The organism is Pseudomonas sp. GOM6, assembly GCF_029537485.1.
Lineage (GTDB): Bacteria > Pseudomonadota > Gammaproteobacteria > Pseudomonadales > Pseudomonadaceae > Aquipseudomonas.
The window spans coordinates 57,160-75,374 of sequence record NZ_JARPUS010000011.1 but is presented as its reverse complement, the minus strand read 5'-3'; the positions used below and the strand labels follow the sequence as shown (position 1 = coordinate 75,374).

Sequence of the window (18,215 nt, the reverse complement as noted above, 5' to 3'; positions counted from 1 at the left end):
CAGCTCACCTCGTGCCCGGGGGCACGGTGAGCGCGTTCAGCAAGCTGTAGGCGGCCTGGATTCTGGCGGCGTTTGGGTAGTTCTTGTTGGCCAGCAGAACCAGGCCCAGCTGTTGGCTGGGGATAAATACCGCATAGGCGCCAAAGCCGCCGGTCGAGCCGGTCTTGTTGAACAGGCTGTCGCGGGTCGCTTGCTCGGGGGGGAGCAGGCGGCTGGCTGGCTGTGGCTCCAGGGCCATGGCTGGCGAGTTGCCGGCTTGCAGGCGCTCCAGGCTGATCGGGTAGGGATAGCGTTCCCAACCGAGCCCCTGGGTCATTTCGCCGACCCGGTAGTAGCCGGTTTGCGTGGTAGCGATGGCGCGCTGCAGCACCGGGCTCAGGTGGCTCGGGTCGAGGTTGGCCTGAACGAAACGCAGCATATCCCTGGCGCTGGTTTTCACCCCGTAGGCCTCGGCATCGAGCATGCCTGGAGTGACCCGCAGCGGATGACCGTACTGGTTATAGCCATAGGCATAGTCGGCCATGCGGGCGTCTGGTACCTGGACGTAGCTGTTCGACATGGCCAAGGCCGGGAAAAGCCGTTGTTCCATCAGCTTCGCGAAGGGCTGATCCAGGCTCCTGGCGGTGAGCAACCCCAGCAGGCCGATGCTGGGGTTGGAGTAGCGCCGGTAGCTGCCGGGTCGATGAGCAGGCTGCCATTGACGGTAGTAGGCCAGCAGGCTGGTCGGGTCGCGTACCGGGTCGGGAAACTGCAGCGGCAGGCCGGCGGCCGTGTAGGTTCCGAGGTCCAGCAGGCTGGCCTGTCCCAATGGGCTACCACGCAGGGCCGGCCAGTGCTGCTCGGCGCTGTCGGCAAGGTTCAGGTTGCCGCTGGCCTGGGCCAGGCCGGCGAGGGTGGCTGTCAGGGGTTTGCTCAGCGAGCCAATCTCGAACAGGGTATCGCTGTTGACGCGCTGCTGGTCGTCCAGGCGCGCCAGGCCATAGTTGAAGTAGTGAGCCTGGCCGTGGAGGCTGATCGCCACGGCCATGCCAGCGATATCGTATGCCTGCATCAATGGCGCGATGTTGGCGTCTACCAGGCGTTGCAGCTCCTGTTGCGTAGGCATGGCGGCAAGGCTCGGTGGCGTGACCAGCGCCAGGGTGCTCAGCAGAAAGAGCTTGGTGCGCATAGGGGGGGGATCTTCCGGGATTCTTCTGTCGACCGATGGGACAGTCTGCGCGGCGTTTTTATCCCAGGCCATGCGCCTGCCATACCCGCGCTGCGCTGTGATGCAGGATGCCGTGGCGGCGGGCGAGCAGGGCGTGGTCCTGGTCGTAACCGCCGCCGATCACCCCGACCACCGGGATATCGCGTTCCAGGCAGTGGCGGAACACCGCCTCGTCGCGGGCGGCGATACCGGCGTCGGTCAGTTGCAGGTAGCCGAGACGGTCGTCCTTGTGCACATCGACGCCGCCGTCGTAGAGCACGATGTCCGGCTGGTACAGGGCCAGCAGGTAGCCCAGGCTGTCGTGCACCACCTTCAGGTAGTCGGCGTCGCCCATGCCGATGGGCAGGCCGATGTCCCAGTCGCTCCTGGCCTTGCGCGCCGGGAAGTTCTTCTCGCAGTGCAGCGATACGGTGATGGCGTCCGGCACCTGCTCCAGCAGCCGTGCGGTGCCGTCGCCCTGGTGCACGTCGCAGTCGTAGATCAGCACCCGGCCGACCCGGCCGCTTTCCAGCAGGTAGCGGGCGATCACCGCCAGATCGTTGAAGATGCAGAAGCCGGAGGCTTCGTCGTAGTGGGCGTGATGGGTGCCGCCGGCCAGATGGCAGGCCATGCCGTGCTGCAGGGCCAGTTCGGCGGTCAGTAGCGAGCCGCCGACGGCGCGCACGGTACGCCGGGCCAGCGCTTCGCTCCAGGGCAGGCCAAGGCGACGTTGCTCATGATAGGTCAGCTCGCCGCTGGCGAAGCGTTCGATGTAGTCAGGGCAGTGGGCCAGGGCGAGGATGTCCGCTGGGCAGATCTGCGGGCGATGCAGCGCTTCGTCACGGACCAGGCCGCTGTCCACCAGGTGGTCGCGCAACAGGCGGAACTTGGCCATGGGGAAGCGGTGATTGGTTGGGAAGGGCGGGCTGTAGTCGTCGTGGTAGATCAGCGGCAGCATAATGAATGACTCACGAATTCGAGCCCAGTATATGACTGTGACCATGAGCAGCGAACGCCTGATCCTGCGCCCCTGGCATGACGATGACCTTGACGCCCTGGCAGCCCTGTGTGCCGATCCCGAGGTGATGGCGCATTTTCCCAGCGTGCTGGATCGCAGCGGCAGTGCCGACCTGTTGGCGCGTCTGCAGGCGCACCAGGCCGAGCATGGTTTCACCTTCTGGGCGTTGCAGCGTCAGTTAGATGATCAGGTAATCGGATTTACCGGCCTGGCGCGGGTGAGTTTCGACGCACCCTTCGTGCCGGCGGTGGAAATTGGCTGGCGCCTGGCGCGTCCCTTCTGGGGGCAGGGCTATGCGTTGGAGGCGGCGCAGCGCGCCTTGTGCTTTGCGTTCGATGAGCTGGCGCTGGCTGAGGTGGTGTCCTTCACCGTGCCGGCCAATCACCGTTCCTGGGGTGTGATGCAGCGCCTGGGCATGCGCCGTGATCTGGCCGGTGACTTTGAACACCCGAGTTTGCCCGAGGGCCATCCGCTGCGTCCGCATCTGCTCTACCGCATCGCCCGGGAGGCCTGGCATGGACGCTGAGCAGCAGGTGCGTGCCTACCATGCGCTGAGCAAGCACGCGCCTAGCGGCTATGCGCCGGGGCCCGGTCAGCTCGACTGGGCGACCCAGCCGGCGCCGTTTCGCCGCTACGCCGGATGCCGCCTGATTGAGCTGTGGCAACGCCCGCTGGAAGAAACGCCGGGTTACGACACGCCGTTTGCCGGGCCCGTGGGTTCGCCGGCCCCCCTCAATCGCGCCAGCCTCTCGCAACTGCTGTACGACAGCCTGGCGCTGTCCGCCTGGAAGGAGGCCGGTGGCAGTCGCTGGGCGCTGCGGGTCAATCCGTCGTCGGGCAACCTGCACCCGACCGAGGCTTACCTGCTGTTGCCACCGGGCAGCGTCGAGGCGTCGGGGCTGCTGGCGCATTACGCGCCGGATGCCCATGGCCTGGAGGTGCGCGCCGAGCTGCCGGCGCCGCTGGCTGATCAGCTGGCGCAGGCATTGCCGCCCGGCGGCTTTCTGCTCGGCCTGGCCAGCATCCCCTGGCGCGAGGCCTGGAAGTACGGCGAGCGTGCCTATCGCTACTGCCAGCACGACCTCGGCCACGCGCTGGCCTGCCTGAGCATCGCCGCCGCCCTCCAGGGTTGGCAGGTGCGCCTGCTGCGCGGTGTGGCCGAGACGCGGCTGGACGGTCTGCTGGGGCTGTACCGTGATGGGTTTCATGAGGCCGAGCATGGCGACTGTTTGCTCTGGGTTGGGCCTGCTCAGACGCAAGAGTTCGCTTTGCCTGAGGCATTGCTGCGCAGCCTGGCGGCGCTGGAACTGAGTGGCGCGCCCAATCGCCTGTCGCGTCAGTACCGCGAGTGGCCGGAGCTGGCGCGGGTACATGCGCTGTGCCGGGCGCCTGCCTTGCCGACCCTGAGCTGGCAGACACCGAGTGGCCACAGCACCAGCGACAATCCCGGCCTGCCGCTGCGGCCGATCCTGCATCGGCGGCGTAGCGCCCAGGCCTTCGATGGCCGCAGCGGCATCCAGGCCGCGTTGCTGTTCGCCTGGCTGCGGCGGCTGATGCCGGTCAACTCGGCGGTGCCTTTCGCTGTCACCGGTGAGAAGCCCCGGGTCGACCTGCTGCTGTTCGTCCATCGCGTCCAGGGGCTGGAGCCAGGTCTGTACTGGCTGGCCCGTTGCGATGGTCAGCCCCAGCCGCAGGGGCTGCGCGGCGACTTCACTTGGCAGCGCGCGCATGACGAGCTGCCGCTGTACCGCCTGCTGGAAGGCGATGCCCGTGGCCTGGCCGGTTTCCTCGCCTGCGGCCAGGACATCGCCAGTGACGGCTGTGTGGCCCTGGCCATGCTGGCGCGTTTCGACGCGGGGCTGGCCGCTGGCGCCTGGCACTACCCGCGGCTGTACTGGGAATGTGGGCAGATCGGCCAGCTGTTGTATCTGGAGGCCGAAGCCGCGGGGCTGTCCGGCACGGGCATTGGCTGCTTCTTCGACGATCAGGTGCATGAATTGCTGGAACTGGCCGACAGTCGCTGGCAAAGCCTTTACCATTTCACCATCGGCCGCGCGGTGTGGGATGAACGCCTCACCAGCGCGCCGGCCTATAACGAATTGCGTGTGCTGCCCGAGGAGTGATGTATGAGCCAAGTGCTGGATGATCTGGTGTCCCTGCTGAGCATGGAGCAGATCGAGGAAAACCTGTTCCGTGGCCGCAGCCAGGACCTCGGTTTCCGTCAGCTGTTCGGTGGTCAGGTGCTTGGTCAGTGTGTGTCGGCGGCCAACCAGACGGTCGACCCGGCTCGCCACGTGCATTCGTTGCATGGCTACTTCCTGCGCCCGGGCGATGCCACCTTGCCGATCGTGTATCACGTCGACCGCGTGCGTGACGGTGGCAGTTTCAGCACGCGGCGGGTCACGGCGGTGCAGAAGGGCAAGCCGATCTTCTTCTGCTCGGCCTCGTTCCAGGCCGACGAGGCAGGTTTCCATCACCAGTTGCCGATGCCGGATGTGCCCGGCCCCGAAGGCCTGCCGAGCGAGACCGATATCGCCAGCAAAGTGGCGCACCTGATCCCCGAGCGCATGCGCGACCGCATGCTCAGCGCCAAACCGATCGAGATTCGCCCGGTGACGATGATCAATCCCTTCGCCCCCGAGCCGGCCGAACCGGTCAAGTACATCTGGTTCCGCGCCGCCGGCCCGCTGCCGGACGAGCCGCAGCTGCACAAGCTGCTGCTGGCCTACGCCAGCGACTTCAACCTGCTGACCACCTCGATGCTGCCGCACGGTGTCTCGGTGTTTCAGAAGTTCATGCAGGTCGCCAGCCTCGACCACGCCCTGTGGTTCCACGCCGACCTGCGCATGGACGACTGGTTGCTGTACGCCATGGACAGCCCCTGGGCCGGCAACGCCCGTGGTTTCTCCCGCGCCAGCATCTTCAACCGTGCCGGTCAGCTGGTGGCCTCGGCGACCCAGGAAGGGCTGATCCGCGAGCGCGAGGACTGGAAGTGAGTCTGGCCGCCTGCCGCCACTGGGTATTCGACATGGACGGCACCCTGACCGTGGCGGTGCATGACTTCCCGGCGATCAAGCGCGCCCTGGGCATTCCCCAGGAGGACGACATCCTCCATCACCTGGCCGGCTTGCCCGAGGCTGAGGCGCAGGCCAAGCACGACTGGCTGCTCGAGCATGAGCGCGAGCTGGCCATCGGCTCGGTGGCGGCGCCCGGTGCGGTGGCGCTGGTGCGCGAACTGCATCGGCGTGGCTGCCGCCTCGGCATCCTTACCCGCAATGCCCACGAACTGGCGCTGCTGACCCTGGCCGCCATCGGCCTGGGCGACTGCTTCGCCACGGACGATGTGCTCGGTCGCGGAGAGGCGATCCCCAAGCCGCACCCGGATGGCCTGCTGCAGCTGGCAGCGCGCTGGGGCGTGGCGGCGGATGCGTTGGTGATGGTCGGCGATTACCGCTTCGACCTCGAGTGCGCCCAGGCCGCCGGCGCGCGCGGCGTACTGGTCAACCTGCCGGACAATCCCTGGCCGGAGTTGACCGAGATGCATGCGGCGGATTGCGCGGCGCTGCTGCAATTGCTGGCCTAGTGGATTTCCCCTCTCCCCTTGGGAGAGGGGCAGGGGTGAGGGACTGCTAGGCCAACCGGACCATCAGGAAAGGACGCCTGCCATGCCCCACTACAAATCACCGCTCGACCCCTGCCAACTTGAGTTTGCTCGTCAGCTCAGGCGCGCAGCTACCGATGCCGAGACTCTACTCTGGCGCCATTTGCGTGGTCGGCAGTTGGCCGGGCGAAAGTTTCGTCGTCAGCATCCGGTCTCGCCTTATGTTCTGGATTTCTATTGCGAGGAGCTGCATCTCGGCATCGAGTTGGATGGTGGGCAGCACTATGCGGAGGAAGGCGCGAAGCATGATCACTGGCGATCCGAGAGGTTGCTCGGCAGTGGTATCCGGCTGCTGCGCTTTAGTAACCGTGAGGTGCTACTGGAGTTACCGGCTGTGCTGGAGCGGATTTACCAGGAGGTCTCCGCTCCCTCACCCCTAGCCCCTCTCCCGGAGGGAGAGGGGGAGTCCCACAGGTAGCTTCACTCCAGCTCGCCCCTCTCCCCATGGGAGAGGTCGGGGTGAGCGGGCTTCAGGTCCATGGCCAAGACGTTGGGCCTTTACCGCACCTAGAGTCGGGCGGCGGCAAAGGTATCGCAGCGCCCCGGCTGACCACTCTCGAAGCCGACCTTGAACCAGCGCACGCGCTGGGCGGAGGTGCCGTGGGTGAAGGAGTCCGGCATCACGGTGCCACGGCTCTGTTTCTGCAGACGGTCGTCGCCGATGGCGTTGGCGGCGTTCAGTGCCTCTTCCACGTCGCCCGGCTCCAGCCAGTTCAGGCGCTGCTGCGCGTTGTTGGCCCAGACGCCGGCGAAGCAGTCCGCCTGCAGTTCCTGACGCACCAGCAGGCCGTTGTCGCCTTCCAGCTTCTGGCCGCTCTGGCGCGCTGCGTTGACCTTGGCCGAGACGCCGAGCAGGGTCTGCACATGGTGGCCGACCTCGTGGGCGATGACGTAGGCCTGGGCGAAGTCGCCGGCGGCGGCGAAGCGGGTTTCCATTTCGCGGAAGAAGCTCAGGTCGAGGTACACCTGGCGGTCGCCGGGGCAGTAGAAGGGCCCGACGGCGGCATCGGCGAAGCCGCAGGCCGAGCGTACGCCACCGCTGAACAACACCAGTTTGGGATCCTGGTACTGCTTGCCGGAGGCCTGGAAGATGGCTCGCCAGGTGTCTTCGGTGTCACCGAGGATGGCGCGGACGAACTCGCTCTGCGGGTCGTTGGCCGCTGGTGCCTGGCCCTGTTCGGGCGCATGGCTGGTGACGCCGCCCTGCATGCCCTGGTTGACCACGTTGCCGAGGATGGTCAGTGGGTCCTGGCCCATCAGCAGGCCGATCACCACCACCACGGCAATGCCACCCAGGCTCAGGCCCTTGCCGCCGCCCAGGCGCATGCCACTTCTGCCGCTACCGCGGGCATCCACCACATTGTCGCTGCGTCTGCCGCGTTCCCAGCGCATGGTTGGGCTCCTTCATTCGTCCGAGGCTGACAGTGTCGTCCGCGGCAACGAAGGGCGCCAGTCCGGTCATCAGTTGGCCGGATAATCGGCCAGCACGCTTTCCTGGCCGTTCTTGCCCAGACCGATCACCTGATAGGCATCGATCCGGCCGGTTTCCATGCCGGGCGAACCATGGGGCATGCCCGGTACGGCGGCGCCGAGCAGGTCGGGGCGGCCTTGCAGGGCGAGCACGTCGCGGGCCGGCACATGGCCTTCGACGAACTTGCCGTCGATCACGCCGGTGTGGCACGAGGCCAGGCGCGGCGGCACGCCGAGGCGTTGTTTGACTGCCGTCATGTCGGTTTCGACGTGATCGTTGACCTGGATGCCGTTCTCTTCGAGATGGCTGATCCAGGCCTTGCAGCAGCCGCAGTTGGCGTCGCGGTGCACGTCCATGGTGACGGGCTCGGCGGCCTGGGTGACGCTGGCGAAGAGCAGGGCGGCTAGGGGAAGCAGGCGCATGGGGATTTCCTCGAAGTGGGGCGTGTTGCGCAGGATAGCCTTGGCTCGTCGTCTGTCCCAGGCTGCGACTGTTTCCGTCTGCGTCGGCTCGGCCTATGCTGGCCTGGCGCCTGTCATGGAGACTGCCGATGCTGCCCGTTCGCCTGTTCCTGCTTGTTCAGATCCTGTCGCTCGCCGGCTTCGGCCTGGCCTATTTCATCTACCCGCAGGAGACCGCCAACCTCAGCGGCATGCTGCTGATGGCGCCGGCGGCGGTCACCGATGTGCGGGCTTACTACGGCGGCCTGCAACTGGGGCTGGCGATGTGGCTGGGCCTGGCGCTGCTGCGCGGCGAACTGCTGCGCCCGGCCTTGATGTTGCTGGTGCTGCTCTACAGCGCGCTGCTGCTCGCCCGTCTCGGCGGCCTGTGGCTGGACGGCGGCGCCCAGCAGACCTTCAACCTCTACGCCATGCTGTTCGAAGGCGTTTCGGCCGGCCTGGCATTCTGGTTGCTGCGCCGTTCAACGTCGGCGTAGGGCGTGGCTGCAGCGCAGCATGTCGAGCAGGGCGTCGACCAGTTGATCCGCCTGGGCCGCCAGTGAGTCGTCGCCCGGGGCCAGCAGCCAGTTGGCCTGCAGGCCGTGGATGTAACCGTGCAGGCACAGGGTGGCGCGGCGGCAGTCGAGGTCGGCGGGCAACTGGCCCTTGCTGACCGCGTTGCGCAGCGACTTCTCGATGCGCTCGTCGCACTCCACGTGCAGCGCCTGCATCTTCTGTCGCAGGTCGCCGAGGTCGTCGGTGTACTCGCATTTGTGCGCCAGGATTTCCTGGATGCGCCGGCTTTGCTCGTCCAGTTCCACATTGCGCAACAGGCGCACCAGCAACTCGCGGGTATGCCCCAGGGGGTTGGGTTCGTCCTCGCGTTCGCTGGCCTGGGCCAGCTCCTCCAGGGGCAGGTGCAGGCGTTCGAGCATGGCCTGGAACAGGTCGACCTTGTTCTCGAAGTGCCAGTAGATGGCGCCACGCGTCACCCCGGCACCGTTGGCGATATCTGTCAGCGAGGTGCGCGAAACCCCCTGTTGGTGGAACAGGTGCTCGGCCGCATCGAGGATGCGTTGACGAGTCAGTTCAGCTTCTTCTTTGGTGCGTCGGACCATGGCGGGGCAGCGATTTGTAAAGGTTGGGAAAAGTTACACCTGGAGTGAATTTTTCTCATTTACAAACATTCTAGTACGTAAGTATATTTCTTAGCCAGCTAAGCAATGTGCCGTTTCCCCGCGCCGGGTCTGCTCTGACCGGGCCGTTATTTCTGACATGAGGTCGATTGAGATGCAGAAGAAGCCAGCCTTCGCTGCGATGGTAGGCGTTGTTGCCGTGACGTCGGTGCTGCTCGCCGGGTGCCAGGAGAGTGCTGCACCGAGTGCCGAGCCCAAGCCCCGAGTGGGCGTCGTCACGCTGCAGCCGCAGCCGTTCACCCTGACCACCGAGCTGCCGGGGCGTACCGCCGCCTTTCGCGTCGCCGAGGTGCGGCCGCAGGTCGATGGCATCCTGCAGAAGCGTCTGTTCAAGGAAGGCTCGGAAGTGAAGGCCGGGCAGCAGCTGTATCAGATCGACGCCGCCGTCTATCAGGCCAGCTACAAGAGTGCCCAGGCCACCCTGGCTTCAGCTGGCTCGCTGGCCGAGCGTTATGCCGATCTGGTCACGGACCAGGCCGTGAGCAAGCAGGCCTATGACGAGGCGCGGGCCGCCCGGCTTTCCGCCGAGGCGGCGCTGGAGAAGGCGCGCATCGACCTGCGCTACACCAAGGTGCTGGCGCCGATTTCCGGCCGCGTGGGGCGCTCGGCGGTGACCGAGGGGGCGCTGGTGAGCAATGGTCAGGCCACCGCCCTGGCGACCATCCAGCAGCTCGATCCGATCTACGTCGACGTCACTCAGCCGATCAAGGAACTGCTGCGCCTGCGTCGCGAGCTGGCCAGCGGGCAGCTGGAGAAGGTCGGCGACAACGCGGCCAAGGTCAGCCTGACCCTGGACGATGGCAGCCAGTACGAGCATGAGGGCACCCTGGAGGTGTCCGAGGTGACGGTCGACGAAGGGACCGGCTCGGTGACCCTGCGCGCGGTGTTCCCCAACCCGGACCAGCTGCTGCTACCAGGCATGTTTGTCCACGCCCGGCTCAATGCCGGCGTCGACCGGGAGGCGATTCTTGCCCCGCAACAAGGTGTGACCCGTAACGGTCAGGGCCAGCCCACTGCGCTGGTGGTCAACGGCGAGAACAAGGTCGAGCTGCGCACCCTGGCGGCCGAGCGCACCAGCGGCAATCGCTGGCTGGTGACCGAGGGCCTCAAGGCCGGCGACCGGCTGATCACCGAAGGCCTGCAGTTCATCCGTCCCGGTGACGAGGTCGAGGCCGGGCCGGCGCAGAACGTCGCTGACGTGCCGTCCGCCAAGCCGGATCAGGCCAGCCGCTAAGGAACGACGACCATGGTTAACTTTTTTATCGACCGGCCGATCTTCGCCTGGGTGATCGCCCTGGTGATCATGCTGGCCGGCGGCCTGTCCGTGCTCAAGCTGCCGATCAACCAGTACCCGAGCATCGCCGCGCCCGCGGTGGGCATCCAGGTGAGCTATCCCGGCGCCTCGGCGCAGACGGTGCAGGACACCGTGGTGCAGGTGATCGAGCAGCAGCTCAACGGCATCGACGGCCTGCGCTACATGTCCTCGGAGAGCAACTCCGACGGCAGCATGAGCATCACCGTGACCTTCGACCAGGGCACCAACCCGGACATCGCTCAGGTCCAGGTGCAGAACAAGCTGCAGCTGGCCACGCCGCTGCTGCCGCAGGAAGTGCAGCAGCAGGGCATTCGCGTGACCAAGTCGGTGAAGAACTTCCTGATGGTCATCGGCGTGGTCTCCGAAGACGGTTCGATGGACCGCAACGACCTGGCCAACTACATCGTCTCCAACATGCAGGACCCGATTTCGCGGACCAAGGGCGTCGGCGACTTCCAGGTGTTCGGCGCGCAGTACGCCATGCGTATCTGGCTAGATCCGGCCAAGCTGAACAACTTCCAGCTGACCCCGGTCGACGTGAAGAGCGCGATCCAGGCGCAGAACGTGCAGATTTCCTCCGGCCAGTTCGGCGGCCTGCCGGCCGGCGAGGGCCAGCAGCTCAATGCCACCATCATCGGCAAGACCCGCCTGCAGACCCCCGAGGAGTTCCGCAACATCCTGCTCAAGGTCAACCGCGACGGCTCCCAGGTGCGCCTGGGCGACGTGGCCAAGGTCGAGCTGGGCGGCGAGAACTACAGCATCAACGCCCAGTACAACGGCCTGCCGGCCTCGGGCCTGGCGGTCAAGCTGGCCACCGGTGCCAACGCCCTGGACACCGCCAGAGCGATCCGCCAGACCATCGGCGAGCTGGAGCCGTTCTTCCCGCCCGGCATGAAGGTGGTCTATCCCTACGACACCACGCCGGTGATCTCCGCCTCCATCGAAGGGGTGCTGCATACCCTGGTCGAAGCCTTCGTGCTGGTGTTCCTGGTGATGTTCCTGTTCCTGCAGAACTTCCGCGCCACCATCATCCCCACCCTGGCGGTGCCGGTGGTGCTGCTCGGCACCTTCGGCGTGCTGGCGGTGTTCGGCTACAGCATCAACACCCTGACCATGTTCGCCATGATCCTGGCCATCGGCCTGCTGGTGGACGACGCCATCGTGGTGGTGGAGAACGTCGAGCGGGTGATGCGCGAGGAGGGCCTGTCGCCACTGGAGGCGACGCGCAAGTCCATGGGTCAGATCCAGGGCGCGCTGGTCGGTATCGGCGTGGTGCTCTCGGCGGTGCTGCTGCCGATGGCCTTCTTCGGCGGCTCGGTGGGGGTGATCTACCGGCAGTTCTCCGTCACCATCGTCTCGGCCATGGTGATCTCGGTGATCCTCGCCCTGATCTTCACCCCGGCGCTGTGCGCCACCCTGCTCAAGCCCATCGCCAAGGGCGAGCACCACGAGAAGCGCGGCTTCTTCGGCTGGTTCAACCGCACCTTCGAGCGCAGCGTCGACGGCTACGAGCGCGGGGTGCGCGCCATGCTCAAGCGCAAGGCACCGTACCTGCTGATGTACGCGGTGCTGGTTGGGGTAATGGCCTGGATGTTCACCAAGATCCCCACCGCATTCCTCCCCGACGAGGACCAGGGCGTGCTGTTCGCCCAGGTACAGACACCTTCCGGCGCCAGTGCCGAACGTACCCAGGCGGTGGTCGACGACATGCGCCAGTACCTGCTGGAAGACGAGGGCGATACGGTCAAGTCGGTGTTCACCGTCACCGGCTTCAACTTCGCCGGCCGCGGTCAGAGCTCGGGCATGGCCTTCATCATGCTGCGCCCGTGGGACGAGCGCAGTGCGGCGGGGCAGAGCGTGTTCGACCTGGCCCAGCGCGCCCAGCAGCACTTCTTCGGCTTCCGCGACGCCATGGTGTTCGCCTTCGCCCCGCCGGCGGTGATGGAGCTGGGTAACGCCACCGGCTTCAACCTGTTCCTGCAGGACCGTGCCGGTGTCGGCCATGAGACCCTCAACCAGGCGCGGGACAAGTTCCTCGAACTGGCCGGGCAGAATCCGGTGCTGACCCGCGTGCGGGCCAACGGCCTGCGCGACGAGCCGCAGTACCAGCTGCTGATCGACGACGAGAAGGTGCGCGCCCTCGGCGTGTCGCTGTCCGACGTCAACGCCACCCTGTCCATCGGCTGGGGCGGCAGCTACGTCAACGACTTCATCGACCAGGGGCGGGTGAAGAAGGTCTACCTGCAGGGCGTGTCCAGCGCGCGGATGAACCCGGAAGACCTGGACAAGTGGTTCGTGCGCAACGACGCCGGGCAGATGGTGCCGTTCAGCGCCTTCGCCAGCGGCAAGTGGGTCTACGGCGCACCGAAGCTGTCGCGCTACAACGGTGTGAGCGCCATCGAGATCCTCGGCGAGCCGGCGCCGGGCTACAGCTCGGGCGATGCCATGGCCGCGGTCGAGGAGATCACCCAGCAACTGCCGGCCGGCGTCGGCTATTCGTGGACCGGCCAGTCCTACGAGGAGCGCCTGTCCGGTTCCCAGGCACCGGCGCTCTACGCCCTGTCGCTGCTGGTGGTGTTCCTCTGCCTGGCGGCGCTGTACGAGAGCTGGTCGATCCCCTTCTCGGTGATGCTGGTGGTGCCGCTCGGCGTGTTCGGCGCGCTGCTGTTCACCCTGGCGCGCGGGCTGTCCAACGACGTGTTCTTCCAGGTCGGCCTGATCACCACCATCGGCCTGTCGGCGCGCAACGCGATCCTTATCGTCGAGTTCGCCAAGGCGCTGCACGAGCAGGGTCAGAGCTACGTCGAGGCGGCCGTGGAGGCCTGCCGCATGCGTCTGCGCCCGATCATCATGACCTCGCTGGCGTTCATCCTCGGCGTCGTGCCGCTGGCCATCTCCAGCGGTGCCGGTGCTGGCAGCAAGCACGCCATCGGTACCGGGGTGATCGGCGGCATGCTCACCGCGGCGGTGCTGGCGATCTTCTGGGTGCCGCTGTTCTACGTATTGGTCAGCGCGCTGTTCAAGGACAAGCGCGCCCAGGCCACCGAGTCGAAGGAGGCCGTCCAGTGAGGCAGTCCCTGTTGTCCCTCGCCGTCGCCAGCGTTCTGCTCGGCGGCTGCAGCCTGATTCCCGACTACCAGCGCCCACAGGCGCCGGTAGACGGCCTGTGGCCGGTAGGCGAGGCCTACACCGCCAGCGGCGTCAGCGAAACCCAAACCGCGGCCGATGCCCTGGGCTGGCGCGAGTTCTTCCGCGACCCGGCGCTGCAGCGCCTGGTGGAAACCGCCCTGGCCAACAACCGCGACCTGCGCATCGCCGCGCTCAACGTCGAGGCCTTCCGCGCCCAGCACCGCATCCAGCGTGCCGAACTGTTCCCGAGCATCTCGGCGGGCGGCGAGGGCACCCGCCAGCGCCTGCCGGGCGACCTGTCCGCTACCGGGTCGCCCAACACCAGCGGCCAATACAGCGCCACGGTGGGTACCAGTGCCTGGGAGATCGACTTCTTCGGGCGCCTGCGCAGCCTCAATCAGCAGGCTTTGCAGCAGTACCTGGCCAGTGAGGAGGCGCAGCGCAGCACGCAGATCGCCCTGGTGGCCAGCGTGGCCAGCGCCTACCTCAGCCTGCAGGCCGACCAGGCGTCGCTACAGCTGACCCGCGACACCCTGGACACCTACCGCAAGAGCTATGCCCTCACCGAGCGCAGCTTCAATGTCGGCGTGGCCGATGCCCTGTCGCTGAGCCAGGCGCGCACCGCGGTGCAGAGCGCCGAGGCCAGCCTGGCGCAGTACACCCGCCTGGTGGCCCAGGACCGCAACGCCCTGGCGCTGCTGCTCGGCGCCGGCGTGCCGGGCGACCTGCCCGAGGGCGCGGTGCTCGAGCAGAACCTGCTGGCCGAGGTGCCCGCCGGGCTGCCGTCGGACCTGCTGCAACGGCGCCCCGACCTGCTCCAGGCCGAGCACTCGCTGCAGGCGGCCAACGCCAGCATCGGCGCAGCGCGTGCGGCGTTCTTCCCCAACATCAGCCTGACCGCCAATGCCGGCAGTGCGAGCAGCGAGCTGTCCGGTCTGTTCGACGGGGGCTCCGGCACCTGGCTGTTCCAGCCGCAGATCAACCTGCCGATCTTCACCGCCGGCAGCCTGAAGGCCAGCCTCGACTACGCCGAGGTGCAGCAGGACATCCAGGTGGCGAACTACGAGAAAGCCATCCAGACCGCCTTCCAGGAAGTCGCCGATGGCCTCGCCGCGCGCACCACCTACGCCCAGCAGCTGGACGCCCAGCGCGCCCTGGTGGAAACCAGCGAGGAGTACTACCGCCTCGCCGAGCGCCGCTTCCGCACAGGCGTGGACAGCTACCTGACCCTGCTCGACGCCCAGCGCCAGCTGTTCAGCGCCAAGCAGCAGCTGATCAGCGACCGCCTCAACCAGCTGACCAGCGAGGTCAACCTGTACAAGGCCCTCGGCGGCGGCTGGCACGAGCAGACTCAGGTGGCCACGGCGTCTGCGGACTGAGTGTTTGCCTGAAACGAAAAAGCCCCGGCATGCCGGGGCTTTTTCATTGTCGTCGTCTTTGTGTAGCAGAGACCTAATGCCATTGGCCTCAATGGGTTACTTGGCGTTATCGGGTGTGATATCGACGATGAGTGGCAGATGGTCGCTGTGCTCTAGCCAGTGCTCTGTCGCTCCGATTGATATGCGTGCGCCGATCTGAAGCATTTCAGACAGGAATGCGTAATCGATGTGATACGGCTTCTCTCGCTTTCGGTGCAGAAAAAATGTTGGCTGGGCCTCGGCGCCCTGGGCTTCACCAGTTTGTGCGTGGTAGAGACTATGAAGACCCAGGTGCTCAAGCTCTCTAACCACATCAGAGTGGTTCCACCAACGATCCCAAACATCCCAACAGGCATTGCTGTTGAGATCCCCGATCACGACAGCTTTAGGTGTAGCCAAGCGAGCTTTGTGGACTTCAAGCCATTTGTACAGTTGGCCGATGTACTTGAACGTTGGGGAGTCTGCTTCTTTTGTCCAAACCGCTAGAAGCGTGATTTCATCGACTATAAGCGGCAGAAATAGCTGCAAGCCCCCTGAGTCGAGATTCAGCCGCTCTAAACGGACGTCCGGCTTTGCAAAGACACCTAGTCCCTTGTTCTTGTTATCCCCAGTCCAGAGGTAATTGGTTGCCCAATGCTTGTAGTGAGCATCCTGAGTCTGAGCTGGATTTTCACACTCCTGAATGACAAGGATGTCTGCGCTCAGCTCTTCCAATAGGTGGAGTTTTTTCCGCAAGGCGCCGTTGCAGTTCCAGCTCACAATTCTCATTCAGGCGACATTCCCCTGGCATTACGGTGCTGCTTTATCGTGGGAGCGGCTTCAGCCGCGATGGTGGAAAGCCAAAAGCATCGCGGCTGAAGCCGCTCCCACGAAACAGTGTGTAGTGCCTGACAGATGAGCGCTCAGCGCCGCACCAGCAACACCCCGGCTTCCATGTGATGGGTCCAGGGGAACTGGTCGAACAGGGCGCAGCGCTCGATACGGTGGGTATCGCCCAGCTGGGCGATGTTGGCCGCCAGGGTCTCCGGGTTGCAGGAGATGTACAGGATGTTGTCGAAGCGCCGGGTCAGTTCGCAGGTGTCCGGGTCCATGCCGGCGCGCGGCGGGTCGACGAATACCGTGCCGAAGTCATAGGACTTCAGGTCGATGTCGGCCAGACGGCGGAACGGGCGCACTTCGTTGAGGGCCTGGGTCAGCTCTTCGGCCGACAGGCGTACCAGCTCGATGTTGTCGATACCGTTGTCGGCCAGGTTGGCCAGTGCGGCGTTGACCGAGGTCTTGCTGATCTCCGTGGCCAGCACCTGGCGCACGCGGGTGGACAGCGGCAGGGTGAAGTTGCCGTTGCCGCAGTACAGCTCCAGCAGGTCGTCCTGGCGCTCACCGAGGGCGTCATAGGCCCACTGCAGCATCTTCTGGCAGACCGTGCCGTTGGGCTGGGTGAAAGCGCCCTCCGGCTGGCGGTAGCGGAAGGTGCGACCGGCCACGCTCATCTCTTCCTCGACGTAATCGCGGCCGATCACCAGGCGCTGGCCGCGCGAACGACCGACCAGGCTGACACCCAGCTTGGCCGCGAGTTGCTCGGCCTCGGCCTGCCACTCGGCATCCAGCGGGCGGTGGTAGCAAAGGGTGATCAGTGCGTCGCCACTCAGGGTGGTGAGGAACTCGACCTGGAACAGCTTGAACGACAGGGCCTTGCTCGCCTGCCAGGCCGCCTTGAGCTGGGGCATCAGCTCGTTGATGCGGGCACTGGCGATGGGGAACTGCTCGATCAGGATCGGCGTGTGCTTGTCGCCCGCTTCGAACATCGCGTAGTGGCGCTGTTCCTGCTCGCGCCACAGGCGGAACTCGGCGCGCAGGCGGTAGTGCTCGCGCGGTGAGTCGAATACCGCAGGCTCCGGGGCGGCGAAAGGCGCCAGCAGCTCGCGCAGGCGGGCGACTTTCTCGTCCAGCTGGGCGGCGTAGGCCGCCTGGTCACCGATCCTGATCATGCGCTGAAGAAGCCCAGCTTGACCACGAACAGCGCGGAGAGAATCCACAGGGCCGGGTTCAGCTCACGCCACTGACCGGCCAGCAGTTTGATGGCGGTCCAGGCAATGAAGCCGAAGGCGATGCCGTTGGCGATGGAGAAGGTCAGCGGCATGGCCAGGGCGGCAACCACCACCGGCGCGGCGACGGTGAGGTCGTCCCAGTCGATCTTGGCCAGGCTGCTGGTCATCAGCACGGCAACGAACAGCAGTGCCGGGGCGGTGGCGAAGGCGGGCACGGCGCCGGCCAGCGGGGCGAAGAACAGCGCCAGCAGGAACAGGGCGGCCACGGTCACGGCGGTCAGGCCGGTACGCCCGCCGGCGCTGATGCCGGCAGCGGATTCGATGTAGCTGGTGGTGGTGCTGGTGCCCAGCGCGGCGCCGGCCATGGTCGCGGTGCTGTCGGCCAGCAGGGCACGGCCGACGCGCGGCATCTTGCCGTCCTTGTCCAGCAGGTCGGCTTTCTGCGCGACGCCGACCAGGGTGCCGGAGGTGTCGAACAGGTCGACGAACAGGAAGGCGAAGATCACGCTGACCAGGCCGATATCCAGCGCGCCGGCGATATCCAGCTGCAGCAGGGTCGGCATCAGGCTGGGCGGCATCGACACCACGCCGTCCAGCTTGGACAGGCCCAGAGCGATGGACAGACCGGTGACCAGGAGGATGCCGATCATCACCGCGCCGGTGACCTTGCGGTAATACAGCCCGGCGATGACGAAGAAGCCCAGGCATGCGAGCAGGGCGCCGCCGCTGCTGAGGTCGCCCAGGGTGACCAGGGTGGCCGGGTGGTCGACCACGATGCCGGCGTTCTTCAGGGCGATGATCGCCAGGAACAGGCCGATACCGGCGGCGATTCCCGAGCGCAGGGCCAGCGGGATGCTGTTGATGATCCACTCGCGGATCTTGAAGATCGACAGGGCGAAGAAGATCGCGCCCGAGAGGAATACCGCACCCAGGGCGGTCTGCCAGCTATAGCCCATGGTCAGCACCACGGTATAGGTGAAGAAGGCATTGAGCCCCATGCCCGGCGCCAGTGCGATCGGGTAGTTGGCGACCAGGCCCATGATCGCCGAGCCGATGGCCGCGGCCAGGCAGGTGGCGACGAAGACCGCGCCGTGATCCATGCCCGTCTCGGCCAGCAGGCTGGGGTTGACGAAGAGGATGTAGGCCATGGTCAGGAAGGTGGTGACACCCGCCAGGATCTCGGTACGGATCGTGGTGTTGTGTGCCTTGAGTTGGAACAGCTTTTCCAGCATGGTGAGCTCCCCTGGGGCTGGTGCGGCAATGATCTGCGGACTGCGAAAAGCAAAGCACAAAGGCGGCCAGCTCGAAGAGTGACGAGGGCTAATTTTGGCTG

At 66.0% G+C, this 18,215-nt stretch carries 17 protein-coding genes; 9 read left to right on the top strand and 8 right to left on the bottom strand.

From position 1 onward, the window contains the following. Positions 1–4: 4 nt before the first annotated feature. Together ampC and P7A97_RS14060 are read right to left on the bottom strand one after the other, a co-directional pair. Complete coding sequence (ampC, locus tag P7A97_RS14065; RefSeq protein ID WP_277690583.1) at positions 5–1,168, bottom strand: class C beta-lactamase; 1,164 nt, start codon at positions 1,166–1,168, stop codon at positions 5–7. Between the two features lie 58 nt (positions 1,169–1,226). Further along, positions 1,227–2,147, bottom strand: coding sequence for a histone deacetylase (locus P7A97_RS14060; RefSeq protein WP_277690667.1), 921 nt, complete (start codon positions 2,145–2,147; stop codon positions 1,227–1,229). Between P7A97_RS14060 and P7A97_RS14055 the strand changes: the two genes are divergently transcribed. The 5 genes from P7A97_RS14055 (at position 2,146) to P7A97_RS14035 (ending at position 6,283) form a co-directional block, all read left to right on the top strand. Next, on the top strand, positions 2,146–2,730 hold the full coding sequence (locus P7A97_RS14055) for a GNAT family protein (RefSeq protein WP_277690582.1): 585 nt from the start codon (positions 2,146–2,148) through the stop codon (positions 2,728–2,730). The two genes, P7A97_RS14060 and P7A97_RS14055, sit on opposite strands and share 2 nt — an antisense overlap. Continuing rightward, positions 2,720–4,327, top strand: a complete 1,608-nt coding sequence (locus P7A97_RS14050) for a SagB/ThcOx family dehydrogenase (RefSeq protein WP_277690581.1) — start codon at positions 2,720–2,722, stop codon at positions 4,325–4,327. Before P7A97_RS14055 ends, P7A97_RS14050 begins: the two co-directional genes overlap by 11 nt. 3 nt (positions 4,328–4,330) lie before the next feature. Continuing rightward, positions 4,331–5,200 carry an acyl-CoA thioesterase II gene (gene tesB / locus P7A97_RS14045; protein WP_277690580.1) on the top strand — a complete coding sequence of 290 codons (870 nt, stop codon included), beginning with the start codon at positions 4,331–4,333 and terminating at the stop codon, positions 5,198–5,200. A 32-nt stretch (positions 5,201–5,232) separates the two neighbouring features. Beyond that, positions 5,233–5,787, top strand: a complete 555-nt coding sequence (locus tag P7A97_RS14040; RefSeq protein ID WP_277690666.1) for an HAD family hydrolase — start codon at positions 5,233–5,235, stop codon at positions 5,785–5,787. A gap of 82 nt (positions 5,788–5,869) precedes the next feature. Next, positions 5,870–6,283, top strand: a complete 414-nt coding sequence (locus P7A97_RS14035) for an endonuclease domain-containing protein (protein WP_277690579.1) — start codon at positions 5,870–5,872, stop codon at positions 6,281–6,283. Between the two features lie 89 nt (positions 6,284–6,372). Here P7A97_RS14035 and P7A97_RS14030 read toward each other — a convergent pair whose 3' ends face one another. Together P7A97_RS14030 and P7A97_RS14025 are read right to left on the bottom strand one after the other, a co-directional pair. Continuing rightward, positions 6,373–7,257, bottom strand: coding sequence for a neutral zinc metallopeptidase (locus P7A97_RS14030; RefSeq protein ID WP_277690578.1), 885 nt, complete (start codon positions 7,255–7,257; stop codon positions 6,373–6,375). Between the two features lie 69 nt (positions 7,258–7,326). Then, positions 7,327–7,758 (bottom strand): DUF411 domain-containing protein, encoded by a 432-nt coding sequence (locus tag P7A97_RS14025; protein WP_277690577.1) that lies wholly within the window; start codon positions 7,756–7,758, stop codon positions 7,327–7,329. 128 nt (positions 7,759–7,886) lie between these two features. Here P7A97_RS14025 and P7A97_RS14020 point away from each other — a divergent pair, with 128 nt between their 5' ends. Then, positions 7,887–8,273, top strand: coding sequence for a DUF4345 family protein (locus P7A97_RS14020; RefSeq protein WP_277690576.1), 387 nt, complete (start codon positions 7,887–7,889; stop codon positions 8,271–8,273). Here P7A97_RS14020 and P7A97_RS14015 read toward each other — a convergent pair. Then, complete coding sequence (locus tag P7A97_RS14015; RefSeq protein ID WP_277690575.1) at positions 8,259–8,894, bottom strand: TetR family transcriptional regulator; 636 nt, start codon at positions 8,892–8,894, stop codon at positions 8,259–8,261. The two genes, P7A97_RS14020 and P7A97_RS14015, sit on opposite strands and share 15 nt — an antisense overlap. Positions 8,895–9,066: 172 nt before the next feature. Between P7A97_RS14015 and P7A97_RS14010 the strand changes: the two genes are divergently transcribed. Genes P7A97_RS14010 through adeC form a run of 3 tightly spaced genes read left to right on the top strand, consistent with a single transcriptional unit; the run spans position 9,067 to position 14,795 of the window. Next, complete coding sequence (locus P7A97_RS14010) at positions 9,067–10,206, top strand: efflux RND transporter periplasmic adaptor subunit (RefSeq protein WP_277690574.1); 1,140 nt, start codon at positions 9,067–9,069, stop codon at positions 10,204–10,206. A 12-nt stretch (positions 10,207–10,218) separates the two neighbouring features. Next, a complete protein-coding gene (locus P7A97_RS14005; protein WP_277690573.1) occupies positions 10,219–13,356 on the top strand; it encodes an efflux RND transporter permease subunit in 3,138 nt (1,045 codons plus the stop codon). Next, positions 13,353–14,795 (top strand): AdeC/AdeK/OprM family multidrug efflux complex outer membrane factor, encoded by a 1,443-nt coding sequence (gene adeC / locus P7A97_RS14000; protein ID WP_277690572.1) that lies wholly within the window; start codon positions 13,353–13,355, stop codon positions 14,793–14,795. Before P7A97_RS14005 ends, adeC begins: the two co-directional genes overlap by 4 nt. A gap of 96 nt (positions 14,796–14,891) precedes the next feature. Here the strand turns inward: adeC and P7A97_RS13995 are convergent, their stop codons facing one another. From P7A97_RS13995 to P7A97_RS13985, 3 genes are all read right to left on the bottom strand, one after another. Further along, positions 14,892–15,602, bottom strand: coding sequence for an endonuclease/exonuclease/phosphatase family protein (locus tag P7A97_RS13995; protein WP_277690571.1), 711 nt, complete (start codon positions 15,600–15,602; stop codon positions 14,892–14,894). Positions 15,603–15,736: 134 nt separating this feature from the next. Further along, on the bottom strand, positions 15,737–16,822 hold the full coding sequence (trmA, locus tag P7A97_RS13990; protein WP_277690570.1) for a tRNA (uridine(54)-C5)-methyltransferase TrmA: 1,086 nt from the start codon (positions 16,820–16,822) through the stop codon (positions 15,737–15,739). Next, positions 16,819–18,114 (bottom strand): NCS2 family permease, encoded by a 1,296-nt coding sequence (locus P7A97_RS13985; protein ID WP_277690569.1) that lies wholly within the window; start codon positions 18,112–18,114, stop codon positions 16,819–16,821. Before P7A97_RS13985 ends, trmA begins: the two co-directional genes overlap by 4 nt. Between the last annotated feature and the right edge of the window lie 101 nt (positions 18,115–18,215).

Excerpts from the sequence above, each read along its gene's own strand:
- ampC (WP_277690583.1), bottom strand. The coding sequence starts at position 1,168 with ATGCGCACCAAGCTCTTTCTGCTGAGCACCCTGGCGCTGGTCACGCCA.
- P7A97_RS14055 (WP_277690582.1), top strand. The coding sequence starts at position 2,146 with ATGAATGACTCACGAATTCGAGCCCAGTATATGACTGTGACCATGAGC.
- P7A97_RS14050 (WP_277690581.1), top strand. The coding sequence starts at position 2,720 with ATGGACGCTGAGCAGCAGGTGCGTGCCTACCATGCGCTGAGCAAGCAC.
- tesB (WP_277690580.1), top strand. The coding sequence starts at position 4,331 with ATGAGCCAAGTGCTGGATGATCTGGTGTCCCTGCTGAGCATGGAGCAG.
- P7A97_RS14040 (WP_277690666.1), top strand. The coding sequence starts at position 5,233 with ATGGACGGCACCCTGACCGTGGCGGTGCATGACTTCCCGGCGATCAAG.
- P7A97_RS14035 (WP_277690579.1), top strand. The coding sequence starts at position 5,870 with ATGCCCCACTACAAATCACCGCTCGACCCCTGCCAACTTGAGTTTGCT.
- P7A97_RS14030 (WP_277690578.1), bottom strand. The coding sequence starts at position 7,257 with ATGCGCTGGGAACGCGGCAGACGCAGCGACAATGTGGTGGATGCCCGC.
- P7A97_RS14025 (WP_277690577.1), bottom strand. The coding sequence starts at position 7,758 with ATGCGCCTGCTTCCCCTAGCCGCCCTGCTCTTCGCCAGCGTCACCCAG.
- P7A97_RS14020 (WP_277690576.1), top strand. The coding sequence starts at position 7,887 with ATGCTGCCCGTTCGCCTGTTCCTGCTTGTTCAGATCCTGTCGCTCGCC.
- P7A97_RS14015 (WP_277690575.1), bottom strand. The coding sequence starts at position 8,894 with ATGGTCCGACGCACCAAAGAAGAAGCTGAACTGACTCGTCAACGCATC.
- P7A97_RS14010 (WP_277690574.1), top strand. The coding sequence starts at position 9,067 with ATGCAGAAGAAGCCAGCCTTCGCTGCGATGGTAGGCGTTGTTGCCGTG.
- P7A97_RS14005 (WP_277690573.1), top strand. The coding sequence starts at position 10,219 with ATGGTTAACTTTTTTATCGACCGGCCGATCTTCGCCTGGGTGATCGCC.
- P7A97_RS13995 (WP_277690571.1), bottom strand. The coding sequence starts at position 15,602 with ATGAGAATTGTGAGCTGGAACTGCAACGGCGCCTTGCGGAAAAAACTC.
- trmA (WP_277690570.1), bottom strand. The coding sequence starts at position 16,822 with ATGATCAGGATCGGTGACCAGGCGGCCTACGCCGCCCAGCTGGACGAG.
- P7A97_RS13985 (WP_277690569.1), bottom strand. The coding sequence starts at position 18,114 with ATGCTGGAAAAGCTGTTCCAACTCAAGGCACACAACACCACGATCCGT.